Source organism: Pseudomonas sp., from assembly GCF_037994325.1.
Lineage (GTDB): Bacteria > Pseudomonadota > Gammaproteobacteria > Pseudomonadales > Pseudomonadaceae > Aquipseudomonas.
Map to the genome: position 1 here is coordinate 1 of NZ_JBBNAH010000129.1, position 1098 is coordinate 1098.

A 1098-nucleotide genomic window follows, 5' to 3' on the forward strand; every position below is an offset into this window, starting at 1 on the left:
GGCCACGGCAGTGGTGGTCAATACGCTTAGCAGCAGGGCAGAAAAAAGTGGACGGTAGGCAGACATTGCAGCGCTCCATGGCAGTGAAATTGTCGCGAGCAGGCGGGCCCTCGCGAGTCGCAATGGCCTGAAGTCTATCCCATAGAAATTGCTCGGCAGATTTGCTCCGCCTATTTTCAGAAGCCCTGTACGCCGACCGCCTGTAATTTCTCGCGCAGGGCCAGCACCTGCGGATGGCGAAAAAACGTCTCCAGTTGCTGTGCTCGCGTGGTGCCGATACCGGGCTCAGCCAGCCAATCGCGCTCTGTGCGGGCGGCCAGGGTTTCCCAGTTTTCCGGGAGATTGGCAGTGCCCGTGGGTGGTAGCCCCAGCGCTTTTAGCCAGGTGATAAACGGCTGACGCAGCGCCCGGCTAAAACTGTTGTGCAGGTTGCTGGCGCTGCGTTCAGCAAAGCCGGGCAGGCCGGCGATATCGGTCTGGTTTAGATCCAGCCAGTCGAGCAGGCCATTGATGCGCTGCGCACTAAGCAGCTTTTCCCAGGTGCCGGGGCCAACGCCGGCCATCGCCAAGCCTCTCTTGCTACTCAGCCATTGCAGACGCGCGCGGAACTGGCTGGCGCAGCCCTCTTGCAGTTGCCAACAGCTCAGCAGGTGGTAGCTGTTGCTATCGGGCACCGCCATTGGCGCGCGGATTTGCGTGCGCCAGGTGACGTCGTCCAAGCGTGGAATGGTCAGGCCGGCGAGGGCGATGGCTACTTGGTCACCCGGACGAATATCCAGCCGTTGCCAGCGCCGTAATGAGCCCACGCTCACCCGGCGAATAATGCGGTCATCGAGCTTGATCGGCTGCAGATGCAGTAGCGGGGTAATGCGCCCGGTGCGGCCGATCTTAAATTCCACCCGGCGCACCTCGGCCAGCGCTTGGGCAAAGGGATATTTCCACGCTACGACGCTGGACGGCGGTTCGGCGCGCCAGCGGCTGCCCGAGGGCCGCGTGCCTTGGCGAATCACCACGCCATCGCTGGCGAAGGGCAGCGGGCTTTGCTGCCAGTGAGTACGCCAGCGCTCGATATCTGCCAGACCGGTTACTGCTTTAGTC

At 62.4% G+C, this 1098-nt stretch carries 1 pseudogene; it reads right to left on the reverse strand.

Annotated features, from left to right (window positions below):
* Positions 1 to 176: 176 nt before the first annotated feature.
* Positions 177 to 1098 (reverse strand): annotated as a pseudogene (locus AAAB16_RS04375) (DNA ligase B); the annotation flags it as partial.